Annotated in this window: 21 protein-coding genes and 3 tRNA genes; 12 read left to right on the forward strand and 12 right to left on the reverse strand. The window is 70.4% G+C overall.

Going from position 1 to position 24,376, the window contains the following annotated elements:
* Positions 1–143: 143 nt before the first annotated feature.
* The 3 genes from G6W55_RS26070 (at position 144) to G6W55_RS26080 (ending at position 4,734) form a co-directional block, all read left to right on the forward strand.
* Positions 144–1,409 carry an FAD-dependent oxidoreductase gene (locus tag G6W55_RS26070; RefSeq protein WP_175523253.1) on the forward strand — a complete coding sequence of 422 codons (1,266 nt, stop codon included), beginning with the start codon at positions 144–146 and terminating at the stop codon, positions 1,407–1,409.
* Positions 1,410–1,438: 29 nt separating this feature from the next.
* Complete coding sequence (gene dnaG, locus G6W55_RS26075) at positions 1,439–3,334, forward strand: DNA primase (protein WP_175523254.1); 1,896 nt, start codon at positions 1,439–1,441, stop codon at positions 3,332–3,334.
* A 125-nt stretch (positions 3,335–3,459) separates the two neighbouring features.
* Entirely contained in the window at positions 3,460–4,734 is a 1,275-nt protein-coding gene (locus G6W55_RS26080; protein WP_309243821.1) for an RNA polymerase sigma factor, read from the forward strand.
* 130 nt (positions 4,735–4,864) lie between these two features.
* Here G6W55_RS26080 and G6W55_RS26085 read toward each other — a convergent pair whose 3' ends face one another.
* The 4 genes from G6W55_RS26085 to G6W55_RS26100 all read right to left on the reverse strand — a co-directional run bounded on the left by G6W55_RS26085 (position 4,865) and on the right by G6W55_RS26100 (position 10,533).
* Positions 4,865–6,793: an ABC transporter ATP-binding protein gene (locus G6W55_RS26085; RefSeq protein WP_175523255.1), complete on the reverse strand. Its 1,929-nt coding sequence runs from the start codon at positions 6,791–6,793 to the stop codon at positions 4,865–4,867.
* Positions 6,793–8,526 (reverse strand): ABC transporter ATP-binding protein, encoded by a 1,734-nt coding sequence (locus G6W55_RS26090; RefSeq protein WP_175523256.1) that lies wholly within the window; start codon positions 8,524–8,526, stop codon positions 6,793–6,795. The genes G6W55_RS26085 and G6W55_RS26090 overlap by 1 nt, the downstream gene beginning before the upstream one ends.
* A gap of 184 nt (positions 8,527–8,710) precedes the next feature.
* On the reverse strand, positions 8,711–10,165 hold the full coding sequence (locus G6W55_RS26095) for an FGGY-family carbohydrate kinase (RefSeq protein WP_030796242.1): 1,455 nt from the start codon (positions 10,163–10,165) through the stop codon (positions 8,711–8,713).
* 62 nt (positions 10,166–10,227) lie between these two features.
* A complete protein-coding gene (locus G6W55_RS26100; RefSeq protein ID WP_030796240.1) occupies positions 10,228–10,533 on the reverse strand; it encodes a hypothetical protein in 306 nt (101 codons plus the stop codon).
* A 160-nt stretch (positions 10,534–10,693) separates the two neighbouring features.
* Here G6W55_RS26100 and G6W55_RS26105 point away from each other — a divergent pair.
* From G6W55_RS26105 to G6W55_RS26125, 5 genes are all read left to right on the forward strand, one after another.
* Positions 10,694–10,766: transfer RNA gene (locus G6W55_RS26105), tRNA-Asn, on the forward strand.
* 5 nt (positions 10,767–10,771) lie between these two features.
* Positions 10,772–10,844: transfer RNA gene (locus G6W55_RS26110), tRNA-Asn, on the forward strand.
* A 199-nt stretch (positions 10,845–11,043) separates the two neighbouring features.
* Positions 11,044–11,120 (forward strand) — tRNA-Ile (locus tag G6W55_RS26115).
* Positions 11,121–11,292: 172 nt separating this feature from the next.
* Complete coding sequence (locus G6W55_RS26120; protein WP_175523257.1) at positions 11,293–11,526, forward strand: type II toxin-antitoxin system VapB family antitoxin; 234 nt, start codon at positions 11,293–11,295, stop codon at positions 11,524–11,526.
* On the forward strand, positions 11,523–11,930 hold the full coding sequence (locus G6W55_RS26125) for a PIN domain nuclease (RefSeq protein ID WP_175523258.1): 408 nt from the start codon (positions 11,523–11,525) through the stop codon (positions 11,928–11,930). Before G6W55_RS26120 ends, G6W55_RS26125 begins: the two co-directional genes overlap by 4 nt.
* A gap of 38 nt (positions 11,931–11,968) precedes the next feature.
* On the opposite strand, the gene G6W55_RS26130 is transcribed toward G6W55_RS26125, so the two are convergent.
* From G6W55_RS26130 to G6W55_RS26145, 4 genes are all read right to left on the reverse strand, one after another.
* Entirely contained in the window at positions 11,969–12,643 is a 675-nt protein-coding gene (locus tag G6W55_RS26130; RefSeq protein ID WP_254876449.1) for a response regulator transcription factor, read from the reverse strand.
* Positions 12,579–14,150, reverse strand: a complete 1,572-nt coding sequence (locus G6W55_RS26135; protein ID WP_175523259.1) for a hypothetical protein — start codon at positions 14,148–14,150, stop codon at positions 12,579–12,581. The genes G6W55_RS26130 and G6W55_RS26135 overlap by 65 nt, the downstream gene beginning before the upstream one ends.
* Positions 14,151–14,157: 7 nt before the next feature.
* Positions 14,158–14,514 (reverse strand): response regulator transcription factor, encoded by a 357-nt coding sequence (locus tag G6W55_RS26140; protein WP_217687373.1) that lies wholly within the window; start codon positions 14,512–14,514, stop codon positions 14,158–14,160.
* Positions 14,515–14,593: 79 nt separating this feature from the next.
* Entirely contained in the window at positions 14,594–16,054 is a 1,461-nt protein-coding gene (locus G6W55_RS26145) for a TRAP transporter substrate-binding protein (RefSeq protein ID WP_175523261.1), read from the reverse strand.
* Between the two features lie 148 nt (positions 16,055–16,202).
* Here G6W55_RS26145 and G6W55_RS26150 point away from each other — a divergent pair, with 148 nt between their 5' ends.
* Together G6W55_RS26150 and G6W55_RS26155 are read left to right on the forward strand one after the other, a co-directional pair.
* A complete protein-coding gene (locus G6W55_RS26150; protein WP_175523262.1) occupies positions 16,203–17,930 on the forward strand; it encodes a sensor histidine kinase in 1,728 nt (575 codons plus the stop codon).
* A 199-nt stretch (positions 17,931–18,129) separates the two neighbouring features.
* Positions 18,130–19,491: a hypothetical protein gene (locus tag G6W55_RS26155; protein ID WP_217687374.1), complete on the forward strand. Its 1,362-nt coding sequence runs from the start codon at positions 18,130–18,132 to the stop codon at positions 19,489–19,491.
* Positions 19,492–19,504: 13 nt separating this feature from the next.
* On the opposite strand, the gene G6W55_RS26160 is transcribed toward G6W55_RS26155, so the two are convergent.
* Complete coding sequence (locus G6W55_RS26160; protein WP_175523263.1) at positions 19,505–19,840, reverse strand: hypothetical protein; 336 nt, start codon at positions 19,838–19,840, stop codon at positions 19,505–19,507.
* A gap of 116 nt (positions 19,841–19,956) precedes the next feature.
* Between G6W55_RS26160 and G6W55_RS26165 the strand changes: the two genes are divergently transcribed.
* Complete coding sequence (locus G6W55_RS26165) at positions 19,957–20,760, forward strand: aminoglycoside phosphotransferase (protein ID WP_175523264.1); 804 nt, start codon at positions 19,957–19,959, stop codon at positions 20,758–20,760.
* Positions 20,761–20,807: 47 nt separating this feature from the next.
* Here the strand turns inward: G6W55_RS26165 and G6W55_RS26170 are convergent, their stop codons facing one another.
* The gene (locus tag G6W55_RS26170) at positions 20,808–21,191 is read right to left on the reverse strand and encodes a DUF6907 domain-containing protein (protein WP_175523265.1); all 384 of its coding nucleotides are present in this window, start codon (positions 21,189–21,191) and stop codon (positions 20,808–20,810) included.
* A 60-nt stretch (positions 21,192–21,251) separates the two neighbouring features.
* Between G6W55_RS26170 and G6W55_RS39625 the strand changes: the two genes are divergently transcribed.
* On the forward strand, positions 21,252–21,821 hold the full coding sequence (locus tag G6W55_RS39625) for a hypothetical protein (protein ID WP_175523266.1): 570 nt from the start codon (positions 21,252–21,254) through the stop codon (positions 21,819–21,821).
* 291 nt (positions 21,822–22,112) lie between these two features.
* Here the strand turns inward: G6W55_RS39625 and G6W55_RS26180 are convergent, their stop codons facing one another.
* Both G6W55_RS26180 and G6W55_RS26185 read right to left on the reverse strand, forming a co-directional pair.
* On the reverse strand, positions 22,113–23,090 hold the full coding sequence (locus tag G6W55_RS26180) for a hypothetical protein (RefSeq protein ID WP_175523267.1): 978 nt from the start codon (positions 23,088–23,090) through the stop codon (positions 22,113–22,115).
* A 40-nt stretch (positions 23,091–23,130) separates the two neighbouring features.
* On the reverse strand, positions 23,131–24,376 hold a 1,246-nt coding region (locus G6W55_RS26185), incomplete at its 5' end, for a hypothetical protein (RefSeq protein WP_175523268.1).

The following is a 24,376-nucleotide window of genomic DNA, read 5'->3' on the forward strand; positions in this document are numbered from 1 at the left end:
AACGGGCCCGAACCACAACCTTCCGTGGCCTGATCGGACCCGTCCCCCTTCCCCCATCACGCTCCGTGCGGGACGCTCGCATCTGGCGGTTCGCACAGTGTCATCCGGGGGACACCCCCCGGACTCCCGTTTGGAGGCATCACGTGGTCGACGCGGATCAGACGTTCGTCATCGTCGGAGGAGGTTTGGCCGGCGCGAAGGCGGCCGAGACGCTGCGGGCGGAGGGCTTCACCGGCCGCGTGATACTGATCTGCGACGAACGCGACCAGCCCTACGAGCGCCCCGCGCTCTCCAAGGGCTTCCTGCTCGGCAAGGAGTCCCGCGACAGCGTCTTCGTGCACGAGCCCGCCTGGTACGCGCGCAACGACATCGAACTCCACCTCGGCCAGAGCGTCGACGCGATCGACCGTACGGCGCGGACCGTCCGGTTCGGCGACGACGGCACCCTCGTCCACTACGACAAGCTGCTCCTGGCCACCGGCGCCGAACCGCGCCGGCTCGACATCCCCGGCACCGACCTCGCGGGCGTCCACCATCTGCGCCGGCTCGCGCACGCCGAGCGCCTCAAGGGCGTCCTGGCCGCCCTGGGCCGGGACAACGGCCATCTGGTGATCGCCGGCGCCGGCTGGATCGGCCTGGAGGTCGCCGCCGCGGCCCGCGAGTACGGCGCCGAGGTCACCGTCATCGAGCCCGCCGCGACCCCGCTGCACGGCGTCCTCGGCCCCGAGCTGGGCAACGTCTTCGCGGAACTCCACCGCGAGCACGGCGTCCGCTTCCACTTCGGGGCGCAGCTCACCGAGATCGTCGGCCAGGACGGCATGGTCCTGGCCGCCCGCACCGACGACGGCGTGGAGCACCCGGCGCACGACGTCCTCGCGGCGATCGGCGCCGCCCCGCGCACCGCCCTCGCCGAGGCCGCCGGGCTCACCCTGGCCGAGCGGGCCCACGGCGGCGGCATCGCCGTCGACGAACGGCTGCGCACCTCCGACCCCGACATCCACGCCGCCGGTGACGTCGCCTCCTTCCCGCACGGCCTCTTCGACACCCGGCTGCGCGTGGAGCACTGGGCGAACGCCCTCAACGGCGGCCCGGCCGCCGCCCGCGCCATGCTCGGCAAGGACGTCACCTACGACCGCGTGCCCTACTTCTTCACCGACCAGTACGACCTGGGCATGGAGTACAGCGGCTGGGCGCCGCCGGGGTCGTACGACGAGGTCGTGATCCGCGGTGACGCGGGCAAGCGGGAGTTCATCGCGTTCTGGGTGAAGGAGGGCCGCGTCCTGGCCGGGATGAACGTCAACGTGTGGGACGTCACAGAGACCGTCCAGAAGCTCATCGCCTCGCGCACCCCCGTGAACACGGAGGAACTGGCGGATCCGCACGTTCCGCTCGAAAGCCTCGCATCTTGAGTGTCGGTCCGTCCCCGTAGAATCGGCTCGTGGCAGGACGGATCAACGACGAGGACGTGAAGGCGGTACGGGACGCGGTCCCGATCGACGCCGTGGTGTCCGAGTACCTCCAGCTACGCAACGCGGGCGGCGGCAACCTCAAGGGCCTGTGCCCCTTCCACGACGAGAAGTCGCCGTCCTTCCAGGTCAGCCCGAGCAAGGGACTCTTCCACTGCTTCGGCTGCCAGGAGGGCGGCGACACCCTCACCTTCGTGATGAAGGTCGACCACCTCACCTTCTCCGAGGCCGTCGAACGCCTCGCCGCCCAGGCCGGCATCACCCTGCGCTACGAGGAGGGCGGCTACAACCCCGCCCACCAGCGTGGCGAACGCATCCGCCTGGTCGAGGCCCACAAGATCGCCGCCGAGTGGTACGCGGAACAGCTCGCCGTCAGCCCCGAGGCCGACACCGGCCGGATCTTCCTCGCCGAGCGCGGCTTCGACCAGGCCGCCGCCGTCCACTTCGGCGTCGGCTACAGCCCGCAAGGGTGGGACCACCTCACCCGCTTCCTGCGCGGCAAGGGCTTCACCGACAAGGAGATCCTGCTCTCCGGGCTCGCCCAGGAGGGCCGCCGCGGCCCCATCGACCGCTTCCGCGGCCGGCTGATGTGGCCCATCCGCGACATCGGCGGCGAGGTCGTCGGCTTCGGCGCCCGCAAGCTCTACGAGGCGGACAACGGCCCGAAGTACCTCAACACGCCCGACACGGCGATCTACAAGAAGTCCCAGGTGCTGTACGGCATCGACCTGGCGAAGAAGGACATCGCCAAGGCCAGCCGCGCCGTCGTCGTCGAGGGCTACACCGACGTCATGGCCTGCCATCTCGCCGGGGTCACCACCGCGATCGCCACCTGCGGCACCGCGTTCGGCGGCGACCACATCAAGATCCTCCGCCGGCTGCTGATGGACAACGGCAGCGCCCGCGTGATCTTCACCTTCGACGGCGACGCCGCCGGCCAGAAGGCCGCCCTGCGCGCCTTCGAGGACGACCAGAAGTTCGCCGCCGAGACCTACATCGCCATCGCCCCCGACGGCATGGACCCCTGCGACCTGCGCCTCGCCAAGGGCGACGAGGCGGTCGCCGACCTGGTCGAACCCCGCACCCCGCTCTTCGAGTTCGCGCTGCGCCAGATCGTCGTCCGCTACGACCTCGACACCCCCGCCGGCCGCGCCGCCGCCCTGGACGAGGCGGCGCCCATCGTGGCCCGCATCAAGAACAGCGGCGCCCAGCACGAGGTCGCCGTGCAGCTCGCCGGCATGCTCGGCATCCTCGACACCCAGTTCGTCGTCAAGCGGGTCTCCCAGCTCGCCCGCTGGGCCCGCGACCGCGGCGGCAAGGGCCCGGCGCCGGCCCGCGGTGCCCAGCCGTACGAGTCCGTCTCCCGGCCCAGCGCGGGCGGACCGGCCCTCAACCTCCGCAACGCCGTCTACGCCACCGAACGCGAGCTGCTCAAGCTCGCCCTCCAACGCCCCGAACTGGTCTCCCCGGCCTTCGACGCATACGGCGTGGACGAGTTCACCGCCGCCCCTTACGCCGCCGTACGCCAGGCGATCCAGGACGCGGGCGGCGCGGAGTGGGGCGTCCAGGACGGCCAGGAGTATCTGGTCCGGGTCCGTGAGGCCGCCCCCGACGACACGGTCCGCGCGATGGTGACGGAGCTGGCTGTGGAGGCGATCATGCGCCGCACGGTCGACGAGAACTACGCGGGGGAGCAGTTGGTGACGGTCCGCCGCAGGGCGGTGACCCGCAGGCTCACCGATCTCCAGAGCGCGCTGACCCGGCTCGGCCACACGGACCCGGCCCAGTCGGCTGCCATCCAGAACGAGATGATGATCCTGACCAGGTACGACAGGGCGTTGCAGCACGAGGGCCCGTCCGCCCTCTGAGCGGCCCGTCACGAGGCGGATGCAAAAAGTCACCGCACGCCCCTCGTGGCGGCGATGTGTCGTACCCCACACTGGGTTCCGGTGCCTGAGTCCTCGGAGCGCGGCCGATCCCTGACGGACGCGGCGTGGTCGCCGACTCCGCCCGAGTACCGCTGCTGCTCACCTCAGCAGCGATCATCCTGGAGGTCGCCCCGGTGCAGACCCAGACCCTGACCCAAACCGCCGGCACCGCCGAGCGCACGAGCGGTGCCGGCCCGGCGGACGGCGCGGAGCCCGACGCCGAGCCCGGCGTCCGGGTGGCGGCGGTGCCCCCGCAGGGCCGCGCCCCGCACCACCCGGAAGGGGACCCGGAGACCGGCCCCGACACGAGCGGCCCCGGCACGAGCGGCCCCGACACCGAGTTGGAGCCGCCCGTCCACCTGGCGGCGGAGGCCGCCGAGGAGCCGGAGCCCGTCGAGGTGCGGCCCGCCCGCGCCACCGAGACCGGCAGCCCGTCCTCCGACCTGTTCCGCCAGTACCTGCGGGAGATCGGCCGCATCCCGCTGCTCACCGCGGCCGAGGAGGTCGAACTGGCCCGCCGGGTCGAGGCCGGCCTGTTCGCCGAGGAGAAGCTCGGCAGCACCCCCGACCTGGACAGCCAGCTCGCCGTCGACCTCGACCGGCTCGTGGTACGGGGCCGGATGGCCAAACGCCGTCTGATCGAGGCCAACCTGCGGCTCGTCGTCTCCGTCGCCAAGCGGTACGTCGGCCGCGGCCTGACCATGCTCGACCTGGTCCAGGAGGGCAACCTCGGGCTGATCCGCGCCGTCGAGAAGTTCGACTACGCGCGCGGCTACAAGTTCTCCACCTACGCCACCTGGTGGATCCGCCAGGCCATGTCCCGGGCGCTGGCCGACCAGGCCCGCACCATCCGCGTCCCGGTCCATGTCGTCGAGCTGATCAACCGCGTCGTGCGCGTCCAGCGCCGCATGCTCCAGGAACGCGGCTACGAACCCACCGCCGAGGAGGTCGCCGACCAGCTCGACCTGGCGCCGGAGCGGGTCGGCGAGGTGCTGCGGCTCGCCCAGGAACCGGTGTCCCTGCACGCCCCGGTGGGCGAGGAGGACGACGTCGCCCTCGGCGACCTCATCGAGGACGGCGACGCGGCGAGCCCCGTGGAGTCCGCCGCGTTCCTCCTCCTGAGGGAGCACCTGGAGGCCGTGCTCTCCACCCTCGGCGAGCGCGAACGCAAGGTCGTCCAGCTCAGGTACGGGCTGGTCGACGGGCGGGCGCGCACGCTGGAGGAGATCGGGCGCATCTTCGGTGTGACGCGGGAGCGGATCCGGCAGATCGAGTCCAAGACGCTGAACAAGCTTCGCGATCATGCGTTTGCGGATCAGCTTCGGGGCTATCTGGATTGACGCCGTCTGCGGGCAGTGGGGGCTGATCGCGCAGTTCCCCGCGCCCCTCAAGGGCGTTGAGCTGCACGCACCTAAGGGGCGCGGGGAACTGCGTGACCGGCCCCCACCGGCCCGCAGCCGCCCCACGACCTCAGTCCACCTCGGCCACCGCCTGCGCGAACTGGGCCTGGTACAGGCGCGCGTACGCCCCGCCCGCCGCGAGCAGCTCCCCGTGCGCGCCCTGTTCCACGATCGCGCCGTTCTCCATCACCAGGATCGTGTCCGCGTCCCGGATCGTGGAGAGCCGGTGGGCGATGACGAACGACGTGCGCCCGTGCGCGAGTTTCGCCATCGCCTTCTGGATCAGCACCTCGGTACGGGTGTCGACCGAGCTGGTCGCCTCGTCCAGGACCAGGATCACCGGGTCGGACAGGAACGCCCGCGCGATGGTGACGAGCTGCTTCTCACCGGCGCTGACCCCGCTGCCCTCGTCGTCGATCACGGTGTCGTAGCCGTCGGGCAGGGTGCGGATGAACCGGTCGGCGTGGGCCGCCCGCGCCGCCTCCTCGATCTCGTCCCGGCTCACCTCGCGGGCCGCGCCGTACGCGATGTTCTCCGCGATGGTGCCGCCGAACAGCCAGGTGTCCTGGAGCACCATGCCGATCCCGGCCCGCAGGTCGTCCCGGGTCATCGACGCGATGTCCACGCCGTCGAGGGTGATCCGGCCGCCGGACACGTCGTAGAACCGCATCAGCAGGTTGACCAGGGTGGTCTTGCCGGCGCCCGTGGGGCCGACGATCGCCACCGTGTGGCCCGGTTCCACGGTCAGCGACAGGCCCTCGATCAGCGGCTTGTCGGGGTCGTAGCGGAAGGACACGTCCTCCAGCGCCACCCGCCCGCGCAGTTCGGCCGGACGCTGCGCCGGGACCGGATCGGCCTGCTGCTCCTCCGCGTCCAGCAGTTCGAAGATCCGCTCCGCCGAGGCGACGCCCGACTGCACCAGGTTCGCCATCGACGCGACCTGCGTCAGCGGCATGGAGAACTGGCGGGAGTACTGGATGAACGCCTGCACGTCACCGATGGACAGCGAGCCGGAGGCGACCCGCAGGCCGCCGACGACCGCCACCAGCACGTAGTTGATGTTCGACACGAACATCATCAGCGGCTGCATCACGCCGCTGTTGAACTGCGCCCGGAACCCGGCCTCGTACAGCGCGTCGTTCTGCTCGGCGAACTGCCGCGCCGACTCGTCCTGGCGGCCGAACACCTTCACCAGGGTGTGCCCGGTGTACATCTCCTCGATATGGGCGTTGAGCTTGCCGGTGGAGCGCCACTGCTGCACGAAGTGCGGCTGCGACCGCTTGCCGACCCGGGTGGCGACGACCGCCGACAGCGGCACGGTCACCAGCGCGACCAGCGCGAGCAGCCAGGACACCCAGAACATCATCGCCAGCACACCGATCACGGTGAGCAGCGAGTTGATGAGCTGGCCCAGCGACTGCTGGAGGGTCTGCCCGATGTTGTCGATGTCGTTGGTCGCCCGGGACAGCACCTCGCCGCGCTGGCGCTTGTCGAAGTACGACAGCGGCAGCCGCGACAGTTTCGTCTGCACGTCCTCGCGCATCCGGAACATGGTGCGGTTGACGGCCCGGTTGACCAGCCGGGTCGCGACGGCCATCAGCAGACCGGCGACGAGGAACACCCCGAGCGCGAACAGCAGCACCTCGCCGACCTGGCCGAAGTCGATGCCCCGGCCGGGGGTGAAGTCGGTGCTCCTGAGCATGTCGGCGACCTTGCCGTCGCCGCTCTCGCGCATCGAGTCGAGGACCTGCTCCTTGCTCGCGCCGGCCGGCATCTCGCGGCCGACGATCCCCGCGAAGACCAGGTCGGTGGCCTTGCCGAGGATCTTCGGCCCGATCACGTTCAGGCCGACGCTGAGCACGACGCAGACCAGCATCGCGTAGAGGGTGAGCCGTTCCGGCTTGAACTGGGCGAGCAGCCTCCTGCCGGACACCTTGAAGTCCAGCGAGCGGCTGTCGGGGCCGGTGCCGGCCATCATGCGCCCCATGGGCCCGGCCATCAGGCGGCCTCCGCTTCCGTGAGCTGGGAGAGCACGATCTCCCGGTAGGTCTCGTTGCCGGCCATCAGTTCGTGATGGGTGCCGGTGCCGACGACCCGGCCCTCGTCGAGGACGACGATCCGGTCGGCGTCGCGGATGGTCGCCACCCGCTGGGCGACGATCACCACGGTGGCCTCGGCGGTCTCCCGCCCGAGCGCCGCGCGCAGGGCCGCGTCGGTGGCGTAGTCGAGGGCGGAGAAGGAGTCGTCGAAGAGGTAGATCTCCGGCCGCTGCACCAGGGTGCGGGCGATCGCGAGCCGCTGCCGCTGACCGCCGGAGACATTGGTGCCGCCCTGGGCGATGGGGGAGTCGAGGCCGTTCTCCAGGCCGCTCACGAACTCCCTGGCCTGCGCCACCTCCAGCGCCTGCCACAGCTCCTCGTCGGTGGCGTCCGGGTTGCCGTAGCGCAGGTTGGTGGCGACGGTGCCGGCGAACAGGTACGGCTTCTGCGGGACGAGCCCGACGGTCCTGGCCAGGACCACGGGGTCGATGTCGGCGACGGCGACCCCGTCGACGAGGACCTCGCCGTCGGTGGCGTCGAAGAGCCGCGGGACCAGGCCGAGCAGGGTGGACTTGCCGCTGCCGGTGGAGCCGATGACGGCGGTCGTCTCACCGGGCCGCGCCACCAGGTCGACGGCCCTGAGCACCGGCTCCTCGGCACCCGGGTAGCGGAACCCGGCGCCCCGGATCTCCAGATGCCCGTGCCGGCGCAGCTCGCGCACCGCGGCCACCGGCGGGACCACCGAGGACTCGGTGTCCAGCACCTCCTGGACGCGCTCGGCGCACACCTCCGCGCGCGGCACCATCATGAACATGAAGGTGGCCATCATCACGGACATCACGATCTGCATCAGATAGGCGAGGAACGCGGTCAGATCGCCGATCTGCATCCCGCCGCTGTCGATGCGGTGGGCGCCGAACCAGACCACCGCGATCGACGACACGTTCACCGTGGTCATGACCACCGGGAACATGAAGGCCAGCAGGTTGCCGGTCTTCAGGGAGATGTCGGTCAGATCCCTGTTGGCCTCGCGGAACCGTTCCTCCTCGTAGCCGTCGCGGACGAAGGCGCGGATCACCCGGTTGCCGGTGATCTGCTCGCGCAGCACCCGGTTCACGGTGTCCAGCCGCACCTGCATCGACCGGAACAGCGGCCGCAGCCGGCGCACGATCAGCGTCACGCAGATGCCGAGCACCGGCACGACGGCGACCAGCACCGCGGACAGCGGCACGTCCAGGCCGAGCGCCATGACGATGCCGCCGACGCACATGATGGGCGCCGACACCATCAGGGTGAACGTCATCAGGGCCAGCATCTGGACCTGCTGCACGTCGTTGGTGGTCCGCGTGATCAGCGAGGGCGCGCCGAAGTGGCCGACCTCCCGGGCCGAGAAGGACTGCACCCGGTCGAAGACGGCCGCGCGGATGTCCCGGCCGAGCGCGGAGGCGGTTCTCGCCCCGTAGTACACGGCGCCGATGTTGCACACCACCTGCGCCAGCGAGATGGCGATCATCAGACCGCCGAAGGACAGGATGTAACCGGTGTCCCCCTCGACGACACCCTCGTCGATGATGTCCGCGTTCAGCGTGGGCAGGTACAGGGAGGCGCAGGTCTGAAGGAACTGGAGCAGCACCAGCAGAGCGATGGGTTTCTGGTAGGGCCTGAGATAGGTCCGCAGTAGTCGTATGAGCACGCAACGTCTCTCGAAGTCGGCGGGGAGGGGCGGGGCAGGACAGAGCCAGAGGCATTGGTTGCCCCTGGCCCCTATCGTGGAACACTCCCCCCGCGTTACCTCAACCGATTAATCCGAGAGCGGTGCGCCGACAGTCGGCTCTTGGTGCGCCGACCGTCGGTTTTTACTGCCGGAACGCGCCGGTCTACTGCCGGAACGCGCCGGGGTGGGTCTGCTCGCGCACCGACACGTACTGCTGGCGCACCGCCTGCCCCACGGCCAGCTCGTCGCCCGGATCGAACACCTGCGCGGCCGGTCCCTGCCAGAGCGGCGGGGTCCGCGGGTCCAGCGTGCCCTGCTTCGCCCCGAGCGCCCACGCGGCCTGCCGCGCCGCCCCGATCGCCGCGTAGTCCGCGGGCTGCGGTACGACGATCTGCGCGCCGAACAGCGGAGGCGCCGCCGCCTGCACGGCCGGCAGCTCGGCCGCCGCGCCCAGCAGGAACACCCGCCGTACGTCCACACCGCGCCCGCGCAGCACGTCCAGCGCGTCCGCGAGGCCGCACAGCATGCCCTCGAACGCGGCCCGCGCGAAGTGCTCGGGCTTCATCGACTCGCGCCGCAGGCCCATCAGGGTGCCGGCGGTGTGCGGCAGGTTCGGCGTGCGCTCGCCCTCCAGATAGGGGAGCAGGACCAGCCCGTGCGAGCCCGGCGTCGACTTCATCGCCAGCTCGGAGAGGGTCTCCAGATCGGGCGCGCCGAGCAGCTCGGCGGCGCCGCGCAGGGTCCGTACCGCGTTGAGGGTGGTGACGACCGGCAGATGCATGCCCGTCGCGTCCGCCAGCGAGGTGATCATGCCGCTCTGGTCGACGAGCGCCTCGCGGTGCACGGCCATCACCGAGCCGGAGGCGCCCAGGGACACCACCGCGTCCCCGAGACCGATGCCGAGACCGAACGCGGCGGCCATGGTCTCGCCGGTGCCCGCCGAGATCAGCAGCCCCTCCGGGGTCGTACCGGCCGCGTCGGAGGGGCCGATCACCTCGGGCAGCAGGGCCTGATGACCGAGCGCCAGCTCGACCAGGTCGGGCCGGTAGCCGCCGGTGGCCGCGGACCAGTAACCGGTGCCGGAAGCCCCGCCCCGGTCGGTGGTTCTGCGCACCGGCCGCCCGAGGAGCTGCCAGACCAGCCAGTCGTGCGCCTGGAGCAGGACGGCGGTGCGCAGCGCGGCCTCGGGTTCGTTCTTCGCGAGCCAGCGCAGCTTGGTGACCGGCTGCGCGGCCTGCGGCACACAGCCGACGGCCTGTGCCCATGCCTCGCGGCCGCCGAGCGCGTCGATCAGATCGGCGGCCGCGACCTGCGCCCGCTTGTCCCCGCCGACCATCGCGGGCCGCACGGTGGTGCCCTGCGCGTCCAGCGGCACGAGCGCGTTCTGCTGCGAGGAGACCCCGATGGCCTGGACGCCTTCGAGCAGCCCCCCGCCGGCGGCCTCGCCGAGGGACAACAGCCAGGCCTGCGGATCGACGTCGCTCGGCCGTGCCCCACCCGCCGGACCGTCGATCGGATGCGGTGCGTAGCCCTGCCTGAGCACGGCGCCGGAGTCGGCGTCGCAGACGACGATACGAGTGAAATCGGGCGAACTGTCCAACCCGGCGACTATCCCCATGGCCAAAATTCTGCCGCACGGCACGGGGTGAACGCGCCGGGCGGTGAGCCGGCCGGGTGGAGTCAGGTGTTACTCGTACCCCAGTCGTCCCCGCCGCCGTCGTGGGAGCTGCGCTCCCGCAGCGACCGCACCCGGCCCGCGACCGCCTCCGGCATCCGCTCGCCGACCTTGACACTCACCGTGTGGTACGCCACTCCGGCGTAGTGCCGGCCCTGCTGGGCGGCCGTCTCGGCGGTGTTGCGCACGGCGGGGTTCTGCGCGACCTGGCGCGCGGACTTCTTCAACTGCTCGTAACGCTCCCGCCCGGCCCGCGTGCCCAGTACATAACCCACGGCGAGTCCGACGACGAACGTGAGCCGGTAGCGCATGACAGCCACCCTCTCCCTTGTGTAGGTCCCTGGCACGGTCAGCGGCGCCGGGGGGAACCGATTGGCGGAGCACCCCCCTGCTTGCGCTAATGTATGTGTCGCAGCGAGCGAGCGCCCCCTGGCGAATACCCAGGTAGGTACGTTCGATGCAACGAGGCATTCCTCCGTAGCTCAATTGGCAGAGCAGCCGGCTGTTAACCGGCAGGTTACTGGTTCGAGTCCAGTCGGGGGAGCTCGGTCCTCCGTAGCTCAATTGGCAGAGCAGCCGGCTGTTAACCGGCAGGTTACTGGTTCGAGTCCAGTCGGGGGAGCATCGTGAACGAGGACCCCTAGAGGGTCCTTTTTCATGTGGTGTCACGCCGCTCGGCCGGGTGCCGCCCCGACCGGGAACCGCGCAGGCCGCAGCGCTGTCTCCATGGTCATGCAAGGTCGACCAGCCGGAGCGTGAGATCGTATGAGCGGCTATGCTGCGGCAGACGGCGCGCACACATGTACGCGACACGCCGCTATGGGGCGGTAGCTCAGCCGGTTAGAGCAGCGGACTCATAATCCGTCGGCCGTGGGTTCGAGTCCCACCCGCCCCACCACCAGCTACGCGGGAAGAATCGATCTGCCTGGCAACTCCGCGAGCGAAACAGCGAGTCGAGTGACGTCTGGGCATCCTCACGCATCTCCCTTGAACGGTCTTGCGCTCAGCGTCCGCACGCAATGTTGGCGATGTATCTTGAGTGCATACATTGCGGATGTTGGAGGTGTCTGGTGTCCGTCACTCAGATCGATCTCGACGACGAGGCGCTGGCCGAGGCCATGCGGCTCATGGGTGCCACGACGAAGAAGGAGACCGTCAACGCGGCTCTTCGGGACTATGTGGCGCGGATCAAGCGGCTCGAGGCAGCAGAGAAGTTGGCCGCGCGAGGTGCGCGTGGCGAGTTCGAGAAGGCCGCAGCGGCGCGTGACGCCGAGAAGCGTGCGCGACGCGGGGCCTTCGAGTGATCACGTACCTGGTGGATACCTCGGCTCTGTGGCACTTGTTCCGCACCCCGGGCGCACTGCGCCCCTGGGAGGGACACATCGCCGCCGGGGTGTTCCACCTCTGCGAGCCGACGCGGACCGAATTCCTCTACTCGGCAACCAGCTCCTCTCACCGAGACGAGCTGGCAGAAGAACTGGACGCGCTCTGCCTGCTCTCCCCGGTTCCGAAGAACGCCTGGCGCTGGGTCGACACCGCCCAGTACAAGCTGACACAGCGGGGCCAGCACCGGGCGGCCGGCGCGATCGACCTGTTGGTGTGCGCGACTGCCGTGCACCACGGGCACACCGTTCTCCACGTGGACAATGACTTCGCGACAGTCGCCGGAGTCCTCAAGGAAGTTCAGCAGCGAGACGCGCGAATCTGATCATCCTGCCGCATGTGTGTGTCTGTCGGGCACGCCGCTCAGCGTGTGGCCTGGAGGTACTTCAGGACGGCGAGTACGCGTCGGTGGTCGTCCGGTGACTGAGGCAGGTTCAGTTTCTGGAGGATCTGCCGGACATGGGCTTCCAGCGTCTTGGGACTCATCGACAGCTTCTCGGCGATGGCCGCGTTGGAACGCCCCTCGGCCATGAGCGCCAACACTTCGAGCTCTCTCGCGGTGACGCCCGCGAGAGGGCCGGGGCCGCGCGGCCGTCGCATCAGCGTGGTCACGATCGTGGGGTCGATGACGCACTCGCCCTCGACGACGCGGCGCAACGCGTCGACGAGCAGGGCGACGTCCGACACACGCTCCTTGAGGAGGTACCCGAGGTTTTCGGGCGCGTCGCTGATCAGACGCATCGCGTAGTGCGCCTCGAGGTACTGCGACAGGACGAGCACGCCGATGGACGGGTTCATGGACCGCAGCTTGTGGGCCGCGACGATGCCCTCGTCCGTGTAGGTCGGCGGCATTTTGATGTCCACGATCACCGCGTCGGGCACAGCGGTGTCGAGCTTGTGCATCAGCGTGGCCGTGTTGTCGGCGGTGGCCACCACCTCGCAGCCGGCCTCTGTGAGCAGCCGAGCCAAGCCGTCACGGATCAGCATCGAGTCGTCCGCGATCACGATCCTCATCGGACGCGCGTTCACGATCTTCATCCCACTCCGCTCCCTCGGTCGGGATCCTGGCCACGAGCAGTGTCCCGCCCGCGACACCACCGCCGACAGTGATGCTGCCACCCAGAGCCTCGACCCGGTCGGCGATCCCGCGCAGCCCCGAGCCCTCGGCGTCGGCACCGCCGCGGCCGTCGTCCGTCACGCGCACCACGACATGGCCCGCCTCACCGACGACCTCCACGCTCGCCCCGGTCGCGGCCGCGTGCTTGGCGACGTTCGTCAGTGCCTCGGCGCACACGAAGTAGGCGGCCGCCTCGATCGGGGGCGGCAGCCGTTCGACGCCGACCGTCACCGAGACCGGCAGCCCCGCCCGCTCGGCGAGCAGCGGCAGTGCGGTGCCGAGCCCGCCGGTGGTGAGGCTCCGCGGCCTGACCCCCTGGGCGAACTGGGCGAGCTCGCACAGGGCGGTGGCCACCTCGGCCCGTACTTCCTCCAGTACGGCGTGCAGTTCGTCGCCCGACTCGGCCTCGAGGGCGGCGAGGTGGAGCCGCGCCTGGACGAGATGGCGTTGCGCTCCTGCGGCCAGCTCCGCTTCCAGCGCCCGCCGCTGGGCGTCCGCCGCCTCGACGATGCGACGGCGTGACGCGGCGAGCTCAGCCATCCGAGCGCGGGCCTCCGCCCTCATCCGCGCGTTGGCGACGGTCAGGCGCAGCGCCGCGACGGCCCCGCGAACCAGCTGCGGATCGTCGCGTACGGCGGGGTCGTGGATGAGGACGGCGACGGGCTCCCCGTCGTCCTCGACGGTCGTGGTCACTCGCCCCGCGGTTCGCCGCGCCACGTCGAGCGGCCGGCCCTGCTCGTCGAGGTATGTCTGCTGCCACGGCACCCAGTAGCCCAGCGTCAGGCCAGGATCGCCCAACGCCCTTGCGAGTTGGACCTGCAACCCGTCCGTGTCCGTGCGATGGCCGAGCTGAGTGACGAGGTCGGAGACGGTGGCCTCGGTCCAGCGCCCGTACAGCAGATCCACCGTCAGCCAGATCGCCACCAGGCAGACAGCCGCGTCGTAGACCAGCAGGACAGCGCGGTCGGCGCCCCACCCCAGCAGCACGTTGGCGCTGCCCAGGGCCAGCACGCCGGCGAAGACGAGCGCGGCGGCCAGCGCCGACCGCCCAGCCCTTCTGGCGGGTCCCGATGTCCGGGCGAAGACGTCCAGGGCCGCTGTGACGACGAGAGCCGACAGCCCCACGGTCAGCCCCGGGGCCCGCGCGAAACCCTCGTAGACCGTGGCCGCACAGGCGGCGAGCACCACGACAGCGGTCGGCCGCCGGTGGAGCCGACCGGTCGGATAGGACAGGTGCAGATGGACCAGCGGCGCCCGGTGGAGGAACACCAGGCCGGGCAGTGCGCTGCCCAGGAACCAGCACACCCCGGCCAGCGCCATGAGGGGGCCGACGCGGCTGCGCCGCCTGCCCGCCCAGGCCGCCGCGCCCGATCCGAGAAGCGCCGCACCGACCGCCGTATCGGCCAGGGACAACACCCGGTCCGGCATGGTCAACTCACCCCACCAGCGCCAGGAGCGCGGTGCGCGACAGATCGTCCTTGGGGATGAATCCGCGAGCGGCACTGTGGTCGAGCCGGCCCGAGTACGCCGTGGCGTCGCGGCTGGAGGTGAGGATGACCGCGGGCCGCTCCCGCCCGCCCTCGGTCAGGCGCGCGCAGACCTCGAAACCGTCGAGGTCGGGCAGCACGATGTCCAGCAGCACGATCTGGGGGTCCAGCAGCTCGGCCGCGACGAGGGCCGATGCGCCGTCTGCGGCCTCCCCGACCACGTCGAAGCCCTCCGCCTTCAGCAGTGCCCTGGCGAAGGTACGGAAACCTGTGTGATCGTCCACGATCAGAAGCGTCGGCGCCACGGTCCGATGGTGACAGCATGGCGGGCGGCGGCACATCAGGGCTGCCCCCGAGGCGTCTCGGCGCCACCTCGGCGCCCGCTCAACGGGCCACCGCCTCCTTGACCCAGGGCTGCTCGGAGCCACCGAAGGTCACGGCATAGCCTCCGCAGTCCGTGCAGTCGCCGAAGTCGAAACGGTCGAAGGTGAGCCGGTCGCCGTCGAGGCGGAAGGTGGCGTCGACCGTGAACGACCCGGCGAGATGGATCCGGTCGCGGAACGTCTGGTAGGGCCACCGCTCGGTCTCGCCGTCGGGGTCGGTCTTGGTGAGGATCCCGTTCTCGAAGGCGAGGGTCCACATGCCGTTCGGCGGACGCTCGGTCCAGGTCTCGTCCCCCGTCCGGTGCCGCCAGTCCCCGTCGGCCATCGTGCGCGTCCACGTTCCCTCGAGCGGGCCGGCCGTGGTGGACGTGGCGGGGCACGAGGCGGTGTCGGGTCCCACGCCCGTCGTGTCCTTGAGGTACTGGATCTGCTCCAGCCAGTCCGCCGTGCGGGGGTTCTCGCGCAGTCCGGCGTAGACCGGCTCCAGGGCCGATCTCATGGCCTTGAGGTCGGCCGAGGACGCCGACGGGAACTTCATGCCCAGCCTGCACAGGGTGGGTGCGGACTGCCGGTCCTCGGCCCGGGAGACGTCCACCGCCTGGGTGACCGTCTCCTTGAACGCCCTGGTGAGGAGGGCCCGTTGCTGTGGGGAGAGCCTGCTGTGGGCCGCCTTGCCCATGACGACCACGAGGGGGCGCGGCCACAGATCGACGTTGCCGGTCACGTACTTGGCATCGCGGTCGTGATGCCGGCCGACGACCGCGCCGAGCGGCATCTGGGCGCCGCCGTAGGACGTGAGATCGGTGCTCGCCGGTGCCGTGACGGGAATCGCCCCGAGGGCTCGCAGGCTTTCGTCGATCAGCGCCGAGTCCTGGCTGACGATCTTCTTGCCTTTGAGAGCGTCCGGGTTCACCAGGGGCTCGCGGATGCCCACCAGCCGCATGAGCGGTCCCGGCAGCACGCCGATGCCGACCACACCGGCCTTTCGCACGCCGGCGAGCATCTTCGCCGGAATGCCGGCCTCGAACACCTTCGCCTCCAGCTCGTAACTGTCCACCAGCAGGGGCGCCAGCAGTGCCTGGAAGTCCGTGACGCCGACCCGGTCGAACGAGCGGGCTCCCACCCAGGCCATGTCGGCCTTGCCCTTGCCGATGTCGTCGAGTGTCGCCACGTCCGGCCGGGCCTCTCCCTCTCGCCACTCGTTGCGGAACTCGATCCTGATCGTCCCCTCGGACAGCCGGTCGACGCGCTCGGCCCAGGCCACCAGCTGGGGTGGCTCGACGGCTCCACCCGGGTTGGCGAGGGTGAGCACGGTGGCCTCGGCGCCGGCGTGTCCTCCGGCCCGGTCGGCCGGCGGAGCCGAGCACCCCTGTGAGACCAGCAGCGCTCCCACAACCGCCGTCGCAGCGGCCCATGTTCCTCGTATCCGCCGTTTCACGGGCACCTCCTGTTCGATGCCCATGAGGTTAGGGACGTTCCCCGAGCGGGGCATCGGGGGTGTCCCGGCGAAGCGTGACGGCCGGGATCAGGGACAGCCCTCTGTCGGAACCATGCCCGTTCCGGGACCATCGTCCCGACAGAAGAGCGATGCGCCTGCCGGAGAAGTGCCGATGCCGATACGCCTGCTGCTGTTCGGTCTGGGAGTCGCTCTCAGCGGGGTCACCGTGGTGATCGCCCGGGCGGAGCGGGGCTTCTCGACGGCGCTCACGACGTCGTACGGCCCGGCCGCCCTGCTGGGTACCGGCTGGGCCCTGCTGATCGGCGCTCTCGTCGTCGGCCGGAGAACCTCCGCCGGACGAACGGGACCGCTGCTGTTCCTCGCCGCCTACGCCTGGTTCCTGCCGGAGTGGGACAATCCGGGGACGACCTCGTCGGTCGTGTTCTCCCTCGGTCTCGCCCTCGACGCGGCCTGCCCGGCGGTGGTGGGCCACCTGGCGCTCGCCCACGCCGGCGGCCGCCTCGGATCGTGGCCCGCCCGCGTGCTCGCGGTGGCAGGCTACGGGATCACCGTCGGCGTACAGGGCGTCGGCGCGGCCCTGTACTTCCGGCCTCAGACGCAAGGCTGCTCGGAGTGCCCGCGAAACTGGTGGTCGATCGCCGACGACCCGGCTCTCGCACACAGGATCGCGTCGCTGGGCGTACAGGCGGGCACGGTCTGGCTCCTGGCACTCGTCGGCTTCCTCGCCTGCCGCCTGCTCACCGCGAGTCCTGCCGTACGACGGTCCACCGGCCTGCCGACGCTGTGCGCCCTCGGCTACTTCACGGCCGTGTCCGCCTTCTACCTCCGCAGCCTGGACCGCGGCTTCCTCGGCTCCGACGCCCGCGACGGCCGACTGTGGCTGGTGCAGGCCGGGACGCTGTGCCTGCTGGCGGCCGCGTCGATCGGGGAAGTCGTCCGGGCCCGGCTCAGGCAGCGCGAGCTGACCCGTCTGGTGATCGACCTGGGTGGTACGGCCTCCCCGAACGGATTGCGCGACGCGATCGCCGGACGGCTCGGCGACCCGGACCTGGAGATCGCCTATCCCGTCGGTGCCGACAACCGGCTCGTCGACGCGGCGGCCGACCCGGTCGTCCTGCCTCCGCCGAACGGCAGAACGGCCACCACGCTGCGCCGGGGTGACTCCCACATCGCCACCCTGATCCACTCGCCGGGCCTGCTGGACAGCCCGAATGCGATCGACGACCTCCTGTCCGGCGCTCATATGGCCCTTGAGCACGAGCGCCTGCATGCGGAGAGCCTCGCCCAACTGGCAGCCCTGCGCGCCTCGGGCGCCCGCATCGTCATGGCCGGCGACGAGGAGCGGCGGCGTCTGGAGCGCGACCTCCACGACGGCGCCCAGCAGCGCCTCGTGGGCCTGGCCCTGGGGCTGCGGCTGCTCAGAATGCGCATGACGGCTCCTCCTGCACCCCGGTTGGATCTGGCCGAGGCGGAGCTCGAAGGGGCCATCTCCGAGCTGAGGCGGCTGGCCCGCGGACTCCACCCCGTCCTGCTGAAGGAGGCCGGTCTCGCCGTCGCCCTCGAAGCACTGGGTCAGACCCGGGACCTTCACATCGAGGATGCCCCGAGCGTGCGCTACTCCGACGTCCTGGAGTCCACGGTGTACCTGACGGTGGCCCGGCTGAGCAGGGACAGGCCGGCGAGGGTGTCCGTCGCCGGCCGCGACGGACGGCTGATCGCCCATGTCACGGTGACAGGCGAGCTGCCGGACCTCGCCGACCTGGCCGATCGCATCACCACACTCGACGGGGTGCTCGCCTCCCGCACCGAGCACGGCGAGACCCGCGTCACCGCCCAACTTCCCCTGCGCCGCACGGACCTTGTCGCCACCGCCGAATGACAGTGGTGACTCCGGTCGGCGGCCGGGCAGTCGCCGACGGCGGCGGACAGGCCCTGCTGACGGCGGTCCACTGCGGCGTGGCAGCGCTGGTCGCGGCTCTCGTGGGAAGGGCGTAGCCGGTCGCACCGTTCGTCATGCAGCGGGCGGAGGACCCTGCGCGGGGAGACGATCCAGAGCTCGCCCTGGCTAGGGTGCGGGCATGGCAAGCCTCGATCACCCTCGGCTCTCCGGGCTGGGGCGGAATCCGGCGGCCCCTCGGGACGTCCTGATACGCCTGGCCGCGCACGGCGCCGGGCGGCACGGGGTGGCGTTGCGGCGCGGGCGGCTGGAGGACGCCGTGGTCGAGGCGCTGTTGACGCACGGCGGCGGCGACAGCGCGGTTGGCCTGCACGGGGACCGGATCTCCCCGGCGATGCGCCGCAGCATCGCCGCGCATCCCGATCCGGCGATCCGGGACGCGTTCCCGGCCTTCGTCCGCGGCATGGTGGAGCGCGAGGTGTCGATCGGCATCGACGCCCTGGAGGAGGCATACGGCCGACCCCGAACCGCACTCGTCGGCGCACCGAGTCCGAGCCTGCGGGCCGCGGTCGCCCGCGCCTGGTACGACCGCCCTCTCGCGGTGCAGGCGGCACTGCTCGCCGACCCGGACCCGAAGGTCCGCGCGACCGCCACGGAGCCCGAACGACCGGGTGTCCCGCCCGAGTGGAGGGACCGCTGCCTGGCGGACCCCGCCGTGCGCGTCAACGTGGCGCGCCATGTGCCGTTCACGGCGGAGCAGTTCGGGCGGCTCGTCCAGGGCGGGGACCTGGAGGTTCACCGGGCCGTCGCCGAGAACCCGCACCTGCCGGCGGAGACGGTCGCCCGTCTCCTGCACATCGACGACCCGCACGTACGGGTCGGAGTGGCGCGCAGCCGCCATGTGGACGGAGAGACCCGGGACCGCCTGTACGCCCTGGTCGAAGCCGAACGCGCGGCCGGGGACATCGAGGCCGAGATCGCCCTGACCTGGAACTCCCCCGGCCCGACCTGGCTGCGCGAAGCGCCCCTCCACGAGCGGCTGACCTACCTGGACTGCCCGCACACGGAATTCCGGCGCGCCCTGGCCTTCTGCCGTGACCTGCCCGAAGAGGCGTGGCGCCGCTTGGACGACGACCCCGAACTCGCGGTCCGCCGCGCCGCCGCCCGCCGTCCGGACACCCCACCTGACGTCCTGGAACGTCTGGTACGCGCCCACGGCGACGTCTTCCACATCCGCCCCCTGCACGTCGACCACCCCAACTTCCCCCGCCACCTCCTGCGCACCTTCACCGACGAACCGACCCCGAACGCCCGCTACCTGGCCCTCCAGGACCCGGAACTCCCCGTCCCGGACCTCCACCGACTGGCCACCGCCGCGGAACCCTTCCTCCGCAGAGGAGTCGCACGCCACCCCAACATCACGGCCACGCTGCTGGAAGACCTCCTCTCGGACCCGGACCCCCAGGTCACGGACGAGGCCGCGGCCAACGCCACGCTGCCACCGCCCCGTATGTACCGGATCCTGGATGCGGCGGGCTTGTGACCCTCTGAGGGGCTCAGAGTTCCGGGGCGAGCAGTGTCAGCCGCAGCAGCGCGACGGCGGCCAGGAGCGCGGGCACGCCGTACCACCAGCGGCGCAGCCACTCCGCTTTGACGAACACCCAGGTCAGGAGCGCGGTGAGAGCGGAGAGCGCCAGGCCGAACCCGGCCGCGAAGTCCGAGTGCGCGACGGTTTCGTGGTCCCAGGGGCCGACGGGATCGGCCAGATACGCGACGACGACCAGGTACCCCGTGGCGAGATGACCGGCGGTCAGGACGAGCCCGCACACAAGGGAGCCGAACCCGGACCAGGCCCGGGCAGGACGAGTGGACGGAGGTGCCGAAGTGTTCACCCGGGTGCTTCCTTCGCTTGATCCCGTTCTGGTCGAAGCCCCAGGGTGCCATTCACGCTTCGAAGCCGAGACCCCCTGCGTACCTCACCAGAACCCACTTCTCCGGGAGAACCCCCTTGGCAACCCACCGCCTGACCGAACTGCCGGCCGACGTGCTGAAGTTGATCGAGGAAGCCGTGGGTCCCGTGGTCGCCGTCGAGATGGTGGGGGCCGGGCACAACAGTGAGATCGCTGCCCGGCTGCGTCTGGGCAGCGGAGGCTCCGTCTTCGTCAAGGGACTGAGTCAGGACCATCCGCGCGTCTGGACTCAGCGGCGTGAGGCCGACGTCAATCGCGCGACCTGCGGACTTGCCGCCGCTCTGCTACGGCATATCCGGCGAGGTGGGTGGGACCTTCTGGTCTTCGAGGACCTCGGGGGACGGCACGCCGACTACTCGCCGGGATCCCCGGACACCGCGCTCGTGCTGCGGGCCATGGGGAGTCTTGCCTGCGCCGTGGAGCCTCCGGATGTCGAGATCAAGAGCATGCCGCAGCGCATGAGCGGCTATGTCACGGAGCCTGGCGACGTGCGGTTCTTCGAGGGGCGGGCCCTGCTGCACACGGACTGGAAACCGGACAACGTCCTCGTCACCGACGGGCGTGCCCGGCTTGTGGACTGGGCGTGGGCCTCCAGTGGGGCGTCCTGGATCGACCCCGCGCTGTGGGTGATCTGGCTCATCGTCTCCGGGCACAGCGCAGGGGAGGCCGAGTGCCTGGCCACGCTTCACCCCGACTGGAACAGCACACCGGCGCACCACATCGACGCCTTCGCTCGCGCCCAGGAGCGGTTGTGGGAGTCGATCGCGCGTGCCGACAGGCCCCACGAGTGGACGCGCCAGGTGCATGCTGCCGCGGTGGCCTGGGCGGGGTACCGGCGGTGAGGGCCGCCGGAGTAGTCCGTCGGCTGTTGCTTGCCCACCGAAGTGGGTCACGCTTCGCCGGGTGCCTCCTCGTTCAGGAGCGCGGCTAGCTGGTCGGCGAGTTCGCGGAGGTGGTCTGCGTGCGCATCGAGGGTCGAGGCGAGGTCGTACAGGCCGACGGGGTCGAGCGTGCGGGCGTAGCCGTCCTGCGCGACGTACACGCCCAGGGTGCGTCCCTGCGGCCTGCTGGCGCAGGGTGCCTGGCCGAGAGACGCGGTCCACAGCAGTTCACCGTCATGGGTGAGCTGATGCTCCGACCCTGTGTGGCAGAGGTCGACGCGGTAGCTGTCGGGGCGGTGGTCGGCGTGGCCGACGCACCACGCCGGTTCCGGCAAGATGACGTCGCCGTGGTCCAACGTGGCCAGGACGACGGTGCGGGGCTCCTCATTCACTGGCACTTACTCCGTTCGTCATCCTCACCCTGTGCCTCAGGCTGTCATGGGGAGCAGCGCGTGGCCGAACGCCTGGAGAAAGACGGTGCGCTGGGTGACGGGTGGTGGTATGAGGAGGCGGCTCGATTCTCAGCCGCCTGTTCGATCGTCAGGCGGTCACGCGGCGTTCGTGCAGATGATTTCGTCCCGCGGTGTGTAGTGCGTGTGGAACGGTTCCCGCTTTACTTCCTTGCCGTTCTGGTGGAAGACGCGGTCCACCTCGACGTCGAAGCCCTCCAGGGGGGTTTGCGGGACGCAGGCCGGGGTGTTGTTCACCTTGTGGGCCGGCTGGTGGATGTCGGTGTGGGGCCCGTCATGGCGACGTTCAATGTGTGCTTGGACATCGATGCTGCGGCCGCTAAGTTGGCAGGCACGCTCGGTGCGAAGCGGGAGATCGTGTGGCTGCCGATTGCCGAGCTGCCGCAGCCGGACCGGCCGCCGGGTGGAGGGCAGGCGGAGAACTACGGATTCCACCTCGCCGGCAAGCCGGTGCGCCACACCCTCCATGCGAGCGCGGCTTGGTTCGCGACCAAGCAGAATCGGACCGGGTCGCCGGTCGCGGTTGGATCATGGGATGCCGTCGAGGGGTAGCCGGCGGTACCCAGAGGTTGGACAGCAGGCCCTCGTCATCGCAGGTGGCGGGGCCTTTTTGCTGGCTCGCTGTTGGCCCGACGCCCGGAACGGCCTGTGTTTCGGCGGCACGTGACGGCATGACGAGGGGTACGCAGATCGTAAGTACGCATCGGTGACCAGCGCTTTCCGGCCCTGTCTGGCACAGGGCGGCACACTCCGGAACAGGGCGTAGTGCCGCCACCGGAGACTCATAGCCTGTCGGCCGTCGGCCGAGTCGCCTGTCCCACTCTGTCGCCTTCGTGCTGCGGTTCAGAAGACGTCAGCGGTCGCGTTGCCGTGTAGTACAGGCAGCAGGAGATCCGGATGCGGGCCGGTCAGTTCGGCTTCCGCGTCCTTGCAACTGTCCGCTACGGAGCGCCGGGCGGCCAGCGATCGGTACAGCCGCCTCGTGAATGTCCGGGCTTGCCCGTCGTCCATGGCATGCGGCCAGCTGATCACCGTTGTCACGGCCGACGCCATCTCGGCGGCCAGCGCGGTGGAGCCGCAGAAGTTCAGCACAGCGAGGTGGGGCGGGCGGCGGACACGACAGATCTGCGCGCACAACGTCTCGTACGGGATGCAGAGGTCTCCGTTCTCCTGGGTGAGGTGGATCCCACCGAACGAGCTGTGCGCCGCGATGTGCAGGACCATCGGCCCGTACGCGTCCAGGGCGGGGCAGATTTCGGCGAGTCCGACCGAGGCCATTTCGGTCAGCTGCATATGGCTCGCGGCGACGGCCTGCCGGATGCACGCCGCCTCGGCGCCGAATGCGTTGCGTCCAGGGCTTGGATCACCGGAGACGAACAGAACTTTCGAGGCGATGCCTGTTGGGGCGAGGGCTCCCACATCGTGGGCCGGCGACGGCATGGTGCCCGAGAAGAGGGAGTGCTGCGACGAATGGGCGGAGATCGAGGGTGACCATGCCTGATTCATCAACTCCGATGTGGGTGGTCGGGGGCGATTGGTCGCAGGGGCCAGGGGGCCCCGGGGCAGTTGGCCGACGGTTCCGGTCGACGCGGTGGGTGGTGGAGGCTCTGGGCGCGGCTTCGCGGTCGTCTCTCGCATGCGGTGCAGGAGTTCTTCCTGCGGGATACCGAGGGCACGGGTGACGTCCGGCCAGGTCACGCCGTCGGTGCGATGTCGCTGTACGGCTTTGATGGCCGCGTCGAGAGCATCTTGCAGGGCTCGGTAGCCGGGTGCTGAGCGGTACAGCCGACCCAGGGTCCCGAGGTACGTGATCTCTTCCACCGTGAGTTTTCGCGGTGGTATGGAGCGCGGGTGACCTCCCTCATCCCGCATCGGAGGCGGTTTCGCTTTGCGGAGCCGAAGCGGCAGCCGTGAGGTCGGTGGCCAGCTGGAGCAGCGTGGCCGCATGGTCCGGATGGCGCTGGGCAAGTCGGCGGAGGCGGGCCGCGCCGGCCCCTCGCTGGACTTCGGAGCCCCCCGCCGCGGCTTGCTCGATGAGGTCGGCGGCGGAGGGGGCGTCGGCGTCGGGAGCCGCCTCGGATCGCGGTGACTCGGCTGGTGGCGGGGCGGAGAAGACCGTGTGTACGGCGAACAGGTAAGGAGTGACGAACGGCAGCTTCGTCAGGGCTGGGGACGCGAGAAAGAGCGGGCGGAGTGCGTCCGGTTGGCCCTGCTCGACGAACTCCATGGCTGTGTCGACTGCCGTTGCGGGATCAGTGATCGCGTCGTAGACCTCGGGTGCGGGAAGGATGTCGGTGAGTTGGAGGATGGCCAGGTGCTGGCGGGACGCCGGGTCGTCCCCGTGAGCGGTGAGCAGCTCGCGTACGCGAGGGTCGTCGCGCAGTCGAGGATGGCGGCTGAGGAATTCCAAGTCTTCCGGCCAGGTGGAGGTGGCGAGCCACTCTTCGACCAGATCGGACCTGGTGTTGTCTTCGCGAAGTTCTTCAAGTACCTGGTCAATGCCTCGCTCGTGTGCGGCGTCGAGTACGGCTGCGAGGTCGCTGAGACCGGTGGCTTCCGGGTACAGCGCACGCGTGAGGTCGAGAGCGGCTCGGCCTTCAGACGTCGTGAGGACCGGATAGGTCTGCTGGATGTAGGTCTCCTGCTCGGGCCAGCTTCGGGTGGAAAGCCAGCCGTTGAAACGGTCGATGGTCTCGGGCGGGAGTTCGTCCTTCGCCCAGGCGGGCAGGGTGGGGAGGGCTGACTCCAGCGATTGGCGTGCCAGTTCGTGTCTGCTCAGTTCTTCGGTGAGATCACGAACGGCACGGCGGGAACGCCCGGCCTCGGTGGCTTCGGTGACTGTGTCCGCGCGTTGCGCAGCGGAGAGGAGATCTGCCACCGCGCCGGGGTGATCGTCGTGGAGGTGGCGCCACCGGGCACGTGAGACGAGTAGTTCGGCTTGAGGGCCGGAGGGGAGTTCCGAGATCGCTTGGTCGTAGGTGCGCATTGCTGCGTCGTGGTCCCCGGTGTTGCTCTGGTGGTTGGAGAGGTTGTTGAGGGCTCCGGCGAGGTTGGGGAGGAAGGCTGTGGGGTTGGTCTGGGTGAGGGTGCGGTAGGTCTGGACGGCT

The sequence above is a fragment of the Streptomyces sp. CAI-85 genome (assembly GCF_013363615.1).
Taxonomy (GTDB): Bacteria; Actinomycetota; Actinomycetes; order Streptomycetales; family Streptomycetaceae; genus Streptomyces; species Streptomyces antibioticus_B.

What these genes read in the sequence shown, in the direction of transcription:
- G6W55_RS26085 (WP_175523255.1), bottom strand. Translation starts at nt 6,793, where the DNA reads ATGGCCGGGCCCATGGGGCGCATGATGGCCGGCACCGGCCCCGACAGC.
- G6W55_RS26095 (WP_030796242.1), bottom strand. Translation starts at nt 10,165, where the DNA reads ATGGGGATAGTCGCCGGGTTGGACAGTTCGCCCGATTTCACTCGTATC.
- G6W55_RS26100 (WP_030796240.1), bottom strand. Translation starts at nt 10,533, where the DNA reads ATGCGCTACCGGCTCACGTTCGTCGTCGGACTCGCCGTGGGTTATGTA.
- G6W55_RS26130 (WP_254876449.1), bottom strand. Translation starts at nt 12,643, where the DNA reads ATGAAGATCGTGAACGCGCGTCCGATGAGGATCGTGATCGCGGACGAC.
- G6W55_RS26135 (WP_175523259.1), bottom strand. Translation starts at nt 14,150, where the DNA reads ATGCCGGACCGGGTGTTGTCCCTGGCCGATACGGCGGTCGGTGCGGCG.
- G6W55_RS26145 (WP_175523261.1), bottom strand. Translation starts at nt 16,054, where the DNA reads ATGGGCATCGAACAGGAGGTGCCCGTGAAACGGCGGATACGAGGAACA.
- G6W55_RS26150 (WP_175523262.1), top strand. Translation starts at nt 16,203, where the DNA reads ATGCCGATACGCCTGCTGCTGTTCGGTCTGGGAGTCGCTCTCAGCGGG.
- G6W55_RS26155 (WP_217687374.1), top strand. Translation starts at nt 18,130, where the DNA reads ATGGCAAGCCTCGATCACCCTCGGCTCTCCGGGCTGGGGCGGAATCCG.